General features: G+C 73.8%; 6 protein-coding genes. 4 read left to right on the top strand and 2 right to left on the bottom strand.

All coding sequences use genetic code 11. From position 1 onward, the window contains the following. The first annotated feature begins 27 nt into the window (after window positions 1-27). From ACZ5NJ_RS23350 to ACZ5NJ_RS23335, 4 genes are all read left to right on the top strand, one after another. Window positions 28-1,074 carry an ATP-binding cassette domain-containing protein gene (locus ACZ5NJ_RS23350; protein ID WP_468767081.1) on the top strand — a complete coding sequence of 349 codons (1,047 nt, stop codon included), beginning with the start codon at window positions 28-30 and terminating at the stop codon, window positions 1,072-1,074. Further along, complete coding sequence (locus ACZ5NJ_RS23345) at window positions 1,071-1,868, top strand: ABC transporter permease (protein WP_468767080.1); 798 nt, start codon at window positions 1,071-1,073, stop codon at window positions 1,866-1,868. The genes ACZ5NJ_RS23350 and ACZ5NJ_RS23345 overlap by 4 nt, the downstream gene beginning before the upstream one ends. Before the next feature lie 4 nt (window positions 1,869-1,872). Further along, the gene (locus ACZ5NJ_RS23340; RefSeq protein WP_468767079.1) at window positions 1,873-2,676 is read left to right on the top strand and encodes a thioesterase II family protein; all 804 of its coding nucleotides are present in this window, start codon (window positions 1,873-1,875) and stop codon (window positions 2,674-2,676) included. 178 nt (window positions 2,677-2,854) lie between these two features. Further along, entirely contained in the window at window positions 2,855-3,589 is a 735-nt protein-coding gene (locus ACZ5NJ_RS23335) for a GNAT family N-acetyltransferase (protein ID WP_468767078.1), read from the top strand. 78 nt (window positions 3,590-3,667) lie between these two features. Here the strand turns inward: ACZ5NJ_RS23335 and ACZ5NJ_RS23330 are convergent, their stop codons facing one another. Next, window positions 3,668-3,889, bottom strand: coding sequence for a hypothetical protein (locus tag ACZ5NJ_RS23330; protein ID WP_468767077.1), 222 nt, complete (start codon window positions 3,887-3,889; stop codon window positions 3,668-3,670). Window positions 3,890-3,998: 109 nt separating this feature from the next. Further along, window positions 3,999-6,941 (bottom strand): AfsR/SARP family transcriptional regulator, encoded by a 2,943-nt coding sequence (locus ACZ5NJ_RS23325; protein ID WP_468767259.1) that lies wholly within the window; start codon window positions 6,939-6,941, stop codon window positions 3,999-4,001. Window positions 6,942-7,985 lie beyond the last annotated feature (1,044 nt).

Here is a 7,985-nt window from a genome sequence, read left to right as displayed (position 1 = left end):
CCTGCGGACACCGAGAGGATCGATCCGATGACGATCACGACCCCTGCGATACGCGTAGAAGACCTGGCTAAGACATTCGGGGAGACCCGCGCCGTGCGGGGTGTCTCCTTCGACGTGCCCGAGGGCACCGTGCTCGGCCTGCTCGGCCCCAACGGGGCGGGCAAGACGACGACCGTGCGTATGCTGTCCACCCTGGTCAGGCCCGATTCGGGGCGGGCGCTCATCCACGGCTACGACGTGGCGCGCCAGGCCCGGGAGGTGCGCTGCCTGATCGGGATGACCGGGCAGTACGCCGCCGTCGACGAGGACATCTCCGGCTGGGAGAACCTCTACCTGATCTGCCGGCTGCTCAGCATGAGCCGCGCCAAGGCGCGTGCGAGCGCCGACGCGATGCTGGAGCGGTTCAGCCTCACCGAGGCCGGCGGCCGCCCGGCCAAGGGTTATTCCGGAGGAATGCGGCGCCGTCTGGATCTGGCCGCCAGCCTCCTCGGAGAGCCGAAAGTCCTTTTCCTCGACGAGCCCACCACGGGACTCGACCCGCAGAGCCGCAACGCCCTGTGGAACGAGGTGCGCGGCCTGGCCGCGAACGGGACGACCGTGCTGCTCACCACCCAGTACATGGAGGAGGCCGAGGCGCTCGCCGACGCCATCACGGTCATCGACCGGGGCGAGGTCATCGCCTCCGGCACCGCGCTGGAGCTGCGCGAGCGCATCGGCGGCCCGGTGCTCCACGTGACCCCCCAGCTCCGCGGGGACCTGCCGGCGGTGCGCCGCGCCCTGGATCTGGCGGGGCTGGGGCCGGTCGGGGTGGACGAGCGGGACGGGCTGGTCCGGCTGCCGCTGGACCACGAGGGCCGGCTGATCACGGAGGCGGTACGGGTGCTGGCCGCCTGCGGCCTCCCGATCGCCCGGCTCGACACCCGGGTGCCCAGCCTCGACGACGTCTTCCTCACCCTGACCGCCGCCGCGCCGGAAGCGCCCGGGGACGGCGCCGGTCCGGCCGGCGCCGCGCCGGTCGCCCCCCTGACGACCGCCGGCCGCGCCGGCGCCGGGACCACCAGGAGCGCCGCATGAGCTCCGCCGTCGCCACGGGCGGCCTCCCCTCGGCGGCCGGCCGGGCCGTCACCCACACCCTGGCCATCACCCGGCGCAATCTGCGCAAGGTGCTCAGCAGCCCGGGGCAGATCCTCGACGCGACGCTGATGCCGGTCGTCTTCGCCCTGATCTTCGTCTACATCTTCGGCGGCGCGATCTCGGGCAGCGCCGCCGCCTACCGGCAGTACGTGATGCCCGGCATCATGGCGCTGACCACCACCATCGCCTCGCGCACCTCCGGCATCAGCCTCAACGTCGACTTCGGCAACGGTGTGATGGACCGGTTCCGCACCCTGCCGATGGCCCCGTCGGCGGTCCTCGCCGGCCGGATCCTCGCCGACGCCCTGCGGATGCTGGTCAGCCTGCTGGTGGTGTTCGCGTTCGCCCTGCTGATCGGCTTCCGGGTGCAGACCGGACCGGTCCAGGCGGCCGCCGCCATCGCCGTGATCCTGCTGTACGGGATCGCGCTGGCCTGGCTGCACGCCCTGATCGGGCTCACCGCCCGCACCATCGAGACGGTGCAGAGCGTGGGCATGCTGGCGATGGTGCCGCTGCAGTTCGGCAGCTCCATCTTCGTGGCGCCCGGCACGATGCCCGGCTGGCTGGGGTTCCTCGTCGCGCACAACCCCATGAGCTCGGTGGTGGACGCCTCCCGCGCCCTGCTGACCGGCACCCCCGCGGGCCACCACGTGATCGCGGCGCTGGCCTGGAGCCTCGGCATGATCGCCGTGCTCGCCCCGCTGGCCGCCCGCCAGTTCCGCAGGAGGCGGTAACACGATGACGACGACCACCCTGACCACCGGCACCCGGGCCGCCACCTGGCTGCGCACCCTGCACGGCCCGGCCCGGCCCCGCGTCCGCCTGGTCTGCTTCCCGCACGCGGGCGGAGCCGCCAGCTTCTTCCGCGCGTGGCCGGGACGGCTGTCCCCGGACACCGAGGTGCTCGCGGTGCGCTACCCGGGCCGCGAGGACCGGATCACCGACGCGCCGGTCACCTCCATGGCCGCGCTCGCCGGCCCGATCAGCGCCGCCCTCGGCGAACTGCCCGAGATCCCCACGGCGTTCTTCGGCCACAGCATGGGCGCCTCGGTGGCGTACGAGGTCGCGCTGCGGCTGGGCGGCTCCGCCCACGGCCCCCGGCTGCTCATGGTCTCCGGACGGGCCGCCCCCCATCGGCTGCCGGTGTTCCGCTTCGACGACGACGAGGCCCTGGTCGCCGACGTCCGCCGGCGCGGCGGACCCATGGCGCCCGCGCTCGACCACCCCGACCTGCTGGACCTCGTCCTGCCCGCGCTGCGCGCCGACTACGGGCTCCTGGAGGCCTACGCCGGCGAGGCGGAGCTCCGTCGGCTGGGCGTCCCGGTCGCCGCGTTCTACGGCACGAAGGACCCCGACGTCGCCGTCGACTCGGTCCTGGCCTGGGCCGACACCAGCCCCGGCGCGTTCTCGGCGGTCCCGTTCCCGGGCGACCACTTCTACCTGGTGCCGCACGCCGACGCCCTGCTGGAGGAGGTCGGCGCACGGCTCACCACGCTGACCGGCGCCCCCGCCTCCGCTCTGCCGGGGCACTCCGGCGCCTGACCCCGCACCACAACCCCCATCCCCCCACACCCCCGTCCCCCCACACCCCACTACTGCCCGTACCGGCTGTCCCCCGGCCGGTACGGGCCCGTTCACGCGCGGGTCACACACCCCCCACCCCCCACCCCCCATGTCCCACCCGTTCCATGTTCAGCGTGCAACCGCAAGGGAGCTGCCGATGCAGCCCGTTTTACGCCTCCGGGCAGGCGCCGACGTCCTCGCCGTCACCGACGACGCCTGGACCCGTGAACTGATCCCCCCCACCTGGAGCGGCCCCGCCTGGTCGCTCCCCGGCGCCGCCGCCTACGGCTCGGGCCCCGCCGCGGAGCCCGCCGCCACCGTCACGGTGGTCGGCGCGCCCGCCGCGGCGGCCGCCCTCGGCGCGGCCGTCCTGGCCGACCTCCCCGAACCGCCGTACGTCCTCACCGTGCCCCGCGGCGCCGTCCCCCTCCCTGAAGGGGAAGCGGAGGAGTGGGAACTGATGACGACCCGGGCCGCCCCGCCGCTACAGCCGCGCGAGGAGGACGTCGTCCTCCTCGATCCCGGCCCCGAGCTGGCGGACCTCCTCAACGCGGCGAGCCCCGGCCACTCGGTGCGCCCGGGAGCCCCCGAGGTCCACCTGTGGGCGGGCCTGCGGGCCGGGGACGGCGGCCTCGCGAGCGTCGGGGCGCTGCTGCTGCGCGAGGCCACCCGGGCCCCGCACATCGCCTCCATCGCGACGGCCCCGGCCCACCGGGGCCGGGGCCTGGCCGCCGCCGTCACCGCGTGGCTGACCCGCCGGGCACTGGAGGGCGGCGCGCCCTGGTGCAGCCTGGCCCACCACTCGACGGAGCGGACCGCGCACCGGGTGTACGAACGGCTCGGGTACCGCACCGTGCAGGAGTTCACCAGCGTCACCCTCGACGCGTGGTGAACGCGCACCGGAGCCGGTGCGCCGAAGGGGCGGCATCCTCGGATGCCGCCCCTTCGGGGTCCCGCCGACGTCGCCGTCTCACTCGACCGCGTCCTCCAGGAGCCGCTGGACCGCCGCGACCCGGCCGGAGACCTCGCCCAGGTCGTCGCGCAGCGCCCGCTGTTCCGCGGCGAGCCGCTCGACGGCGGCGTAGCGGCGACGGGTGTGCCCCGTGGAGAACCAGAACAGCGCGCCGACGACGAGCATCGTGCAACTGAGCATGACGGCCGCCGCGATGACGGCCCCTGCCGTGGCGTCCATGGTGCGCGCCCTTCTTCCCCTGTGGTGCGTGGCCGACGGAACGAACGCTATCGGCGCCGGACGCCCCCGGCCATGTGGGAAAACCCGAACAACGGGCGGGGGCGGGGCCTCACGATCCGCTTCGGCCGCCGGGTGACCGGACGGCCAGGGCGGCCCGCTCCTGCCAGGGTCTGGCCCCGATGCGGTCGAAGATGGCCTGGGCCGCCGACAGGTACTCCTCGGCACCGGACCGGCCCAGGGACCGCAGCGCCTCACCGAGGGCCAGGTTGATCTGCCCCTCCACCAGCGGGCTGCTGATCCGGGAGGCGATGTCCAGGGCGTCGGTCAGCGTGTCGAGGGCCTGCTGTCCGGACCCGGCGAGGAGCCGGGCCTCGCCCAGGCCCAGCAGCGCGTGCGAGAGCCCGACCATGTCGGACTTCTCCTTGACGATGTGCACCACGCGCAGGAACGCCTCCTGCGCCTGCTCCGCACGCCCCAGCGCCAGGTAGGCGCGGGCGAGCCGGTGGGTGCTCTGGGCCACGCCGCGCGCCCCGCCCCGGCCCGTGCTCTCCGAGAGCCGCACCGCCTCCAGGCCGTGGCGGACGGCCGCCTCCGGCCGGCCCAGGTCCAGTTCGATCTGCGCCATGTTGTTCATCGTGTGCGCCTCGGAGGAACGGTCGCCCACCTCCTGGAAGATCTCCCGGGCCACCTCCAGCCGCCGCATCGCGGTGTCCAGGTCACCCTGCATCCGGTCGTGGATCGCCAGGTTCCGCAGGGTCAGCGCCTCTCCGTGGCGCTCGCCGACCTCGATGTGCAGGGCCAGCGCCTCCTCCAGCCGTACGGCGGTGAGCGGCAGGTTCCGCAGCCGCAGCTCGACGGCGCCGAGGTCCGTCAGCATGGTGGCCTGCCCGCGCAGGTTGCCCGAGGCGCGGGTGGCGGCCAGGGCGCGCTCGGCGCACAGCCGCCAGTCCTCGATGTAGTTGCGGGTCTCGAAGAGCACGGCCATCGACACCGTCAGGTCCCAGACCAGCTCGTCCATGCCGAGTTCGGCGCCCTGGTCGATCACCGTGCGCAGGGAGAGCCGTTCCGCCTCGAACCACTCCAGGGGCGCGACCAGCAGTTCGTCGGTCAGCGCCGGGGCCAGCGGCCGGCGCACCGTCGAGCCGTGCAGGACGCTGTAGTCCCCGCCGTACTCCCGGCGGTGGGCCTCCTCGGCGAGGGTCAGGTAGGTGCGGAAGAGCCGGTCGCGGGCGGACCACCGCTGCTCCTCGCTCTCCTCCCGCTCCGCGCACTCGCCCGCGTACAGCCGCAGCAGGTTCTGGAAGCGGTAGCGCATGTGGCCGGTCGCGTCGATGCCGACCACTTCGAGGAACTGGGCGTCGACGAGCTGCTCGATCAGCGCCTCGGCCTCCCTCACCTCGATGTCGAGCAGGGCGGCCGCGGCCCAGGCGGCGAAGTCGGGGGCGGTCAGCAGGCCCAGGCTGCGGTACAGGTGGGCCGCTTTGGGGCAGAGGTAGCGGTAGCTGAGTTCGAGGCTGGCCCGGACCTGGGACTCCCCCTGGCTGAGCTCGTCGAGCCGGTTGCGTTCGCAGCGGAGGCGGTCGACCATGTGCCGGACCGTCCAGTGCGGCTTGGAGGCCAGCCGGGCCGCCGCGATCCGCAGCGCCAGCGGCAGCCGGTCGCACAGCTGCGCCAGGGCGACCGCCTCGGCGGGCGTTCCGGCGAGCCGGGACTCGCCGACGATCGCGCCCAGCAGGTCGACCGCCTGCTTCTCGGAGAGCAGGCCCAGGTGCACCCTGGCCTGCGGCGGCCAGGTGACCAGCTCCTCCAGCTGCTCCCGGCTGGTGATCACGACGCAGCACTCGCCGACGCCCGGCAGCAGGTCCCTGACCTGGGTGTAGCTGCGGACGTTGTCGAGGACGATGAGCATCCGGCGGTCGGCCAGCATCGACCGGTAGAGGGCCGTCCGCTCCTCCAGGCCGAGCGGGACCTGGTCGCTGGGCACGCCGAGCGAGCGCAGGAAACGGCTGAGCACGTCGCCCGCCTCGGTGGGCGTGTGGTGGCCGTCGTAGCCGCGCATCTCGGCGTAGAGGCGGCCGTCGGGGAACCGGTCGTGGACCCGGTGGGCCCAGCGCACCGCGAGGCCGGTCTTGCCGACGCCCGCGACGCCGGTGATCAGACCGACCCGGGGGCCGCTCGTGCCGCCGTCCTCGGACACCAGCGTGTCGAGGCCGCGCAGTTCGCCCGCGCGGCCGATGAACCCCGGGATGTCCGGGGGGAGTTCCGAGGGCACCACGCGCGGCTCGGCGGCCGCGGACCCGGCCGACGGCGCGGGGGCGGCGGACTTGGGCGCGTCGAGGGCGGGGTCGTCCTGGAGGATCGAGTCGTGCAGGTTCTGCAGGTCGGGGCCGGGTTCGAGGCCCAGCTCGTCGATGAACTGCTTGCGCACCCGGCGGAAGGCCTCCATCGCCTCCGCCCGGCGGCCGGACCGGTAGAGGGCCAGCATCAGGTGTCCGAGCGTCCGCTCGCGGAGCGGGTGCTCCCGTACGACGGCGGCCAGCTCCGGCGCCACCTCGTGGTGGTGGCCCAGCGCCAGCTGGACGGCGGTCGAGTCGTCGAACGCGTTGAGCCGGTACTCCTCCAGCCGGCCCGCCTCGTCCTCGACCGGCCGCCCCATCACCCCGGAGAGCGCAGGGCCCCGCCACAGGGCGAGGGCCTGGGCGTACCGCTGGGCGGCCTCGGCGAGCCGCCCGTCCCGGGCGTCCTGCTCGGCCTCGCCGACCAGGGTGGCGAAGTCGACCCAGTCGACGTCGTGTTCCTTGGTGTTGAGCAGGTAGCCCGGATGAACGGTGACGATCACGTCGTCGCCGGCACCCTCCGCCTTGAACGTCTTGCGCAGCGCGGCGACACAGATGGCCACCTGCGTACGGGCCGTCGCGGGCGGCTTCCCGTTCCACACGACGTCGACGAGCGTGTCGACGGGGACCACGCGGCCGGGGCTGAGGATCAGCAGGGCGAGAATGGCCCGCTGCCGGGCCCCGCCCACCTGAACGCTGCGGTCCCCCGCGGTCACCGCCAATGGCCCGAGCACTCTGAATCCGAGTCGTTCCCCCACCGGACCTCCCCCGTCCGCCTACAATCTGCCACTTCGAGCAATGTCGCACGGTTCGCGCCACGAGCAGCCACCGGGCCGGGTCACTAACAGGCCACCCCGCCCCGACGGCCGGAGGTCCGGGGGCCGACGGTCGTACGGCCCCTCCCACCGGCCCGCTGCACCACCGGCCATCACCACGGATGTCCCAACCCCCGCCACCCGGGGGCCATTCCCCCGGGCCGTCCTCCCCGCCCCCGTACAGACAAAGCCTTGTAGATCATGCCGCATGGTTCCCGCCAGACACCGCCGGGGGCAGGGTCGAGAACAGGCCGATTTGGCCGCACCCACGGCTGGTTAGGTGCGGACCAACCACTCCGCACCCCCACCCCCACCCCATCCCAGCCAAGCGGAAGCCCCCACCCCGCCACGCCCGGCAGGACCGTATGGCCGGGGGACGCACCGCCGGTCATCGCATCACCATCGTCGACGAGGACAGCGGACCGGGCCCCCTCGAAGATCGTGCTGCTCGACTGCCGCTCCAGCGGATCGGTCGTCCAGGGCCCTGGCCTCCGAGGCCATGACCAGCACCCATTCGGTGATCCAGCTCGACCTCGGTCCGAACCTGTTCGACCTCGTGGTCATCGGCGAGGCCGGCCAGTGCTCCATCCCGTCCGGCTGCCGCCGCCGAGCAGGAACGGCAGGCGCGGGTACGGGCAGGGCTGAGCGCGGCGATGCCGGAGGACCGGCGCCTCGCCCACCACGTGCATTCCTCGTACCGCGCCCCCGCGCAGCACGATGAACGTCCGCGCCAGGTTCCCGCTGTCGACCCGATCGGTGACCACGTGGCAACACCCACCAGGCACCACGCACCGGGTGGCCGCCCAGGTCAACCTGTGGAACGTGGCGGTCACCCGGGCCAAGTCCCGGCAGACGAGTAAGTCCGAAGTCCTGGTCAGTGGTCGTAGGCGATCAGTGATCGTGTGATCGGTGTTCCGGTGGCCCGGTTGTGCCAGATCGCGGCGG

The sequence above is a fragment of the Streptomyces sp. NPDC032091 genome (assembly GCF_055580265.1).
This window is presented reverse-complemented; position numbering and strand designations above follow the sequence as displayed.

What these genes read in the sequence shown, in the direction of transcription:
- ACZ5NJ_RS23350 (WP_468767081.1), top strand. Translation starts at nt 28, where the DNA reads ATGACGATCACGACCCCTGCGATACGCGTAGAAGACCTGGCTAAGACA.
- ACZ5NJ_RS23345 (WP_468767080.1), top strand. Translation starts at nt 1,071, where the DNA reads ATGAGCTCCGCCGTCGCCACGGGCGGCCTCCCCTCGGCGGCCGGCCGG.
- ACZ5NJ_RS23340 (WP_468767079.1), top strand. Translation starts at nt 1,873, where the DNA reads ATGACGACGACCACCCTGACCACCGGCACCCGGGCCGCCACCTGGCTG.
- ACZ5NJ_RS23335 (WP_468767078.1), top strand. Translation starts at nt 2,855, where the DNA reads ATGCAGCCCGTTTTACGCCTCCGGGCAGGCGCCGACGTCCTCGCCGTC.
- ACZ5NJ_RS23330 (WP_468767077.1), bottom strand. Translation starts at nt 3,889, where the DNA reads ATGGACGCCACGGCAGGGGCCGTCATCGCGGCGGCCGTCATGCTCAGT.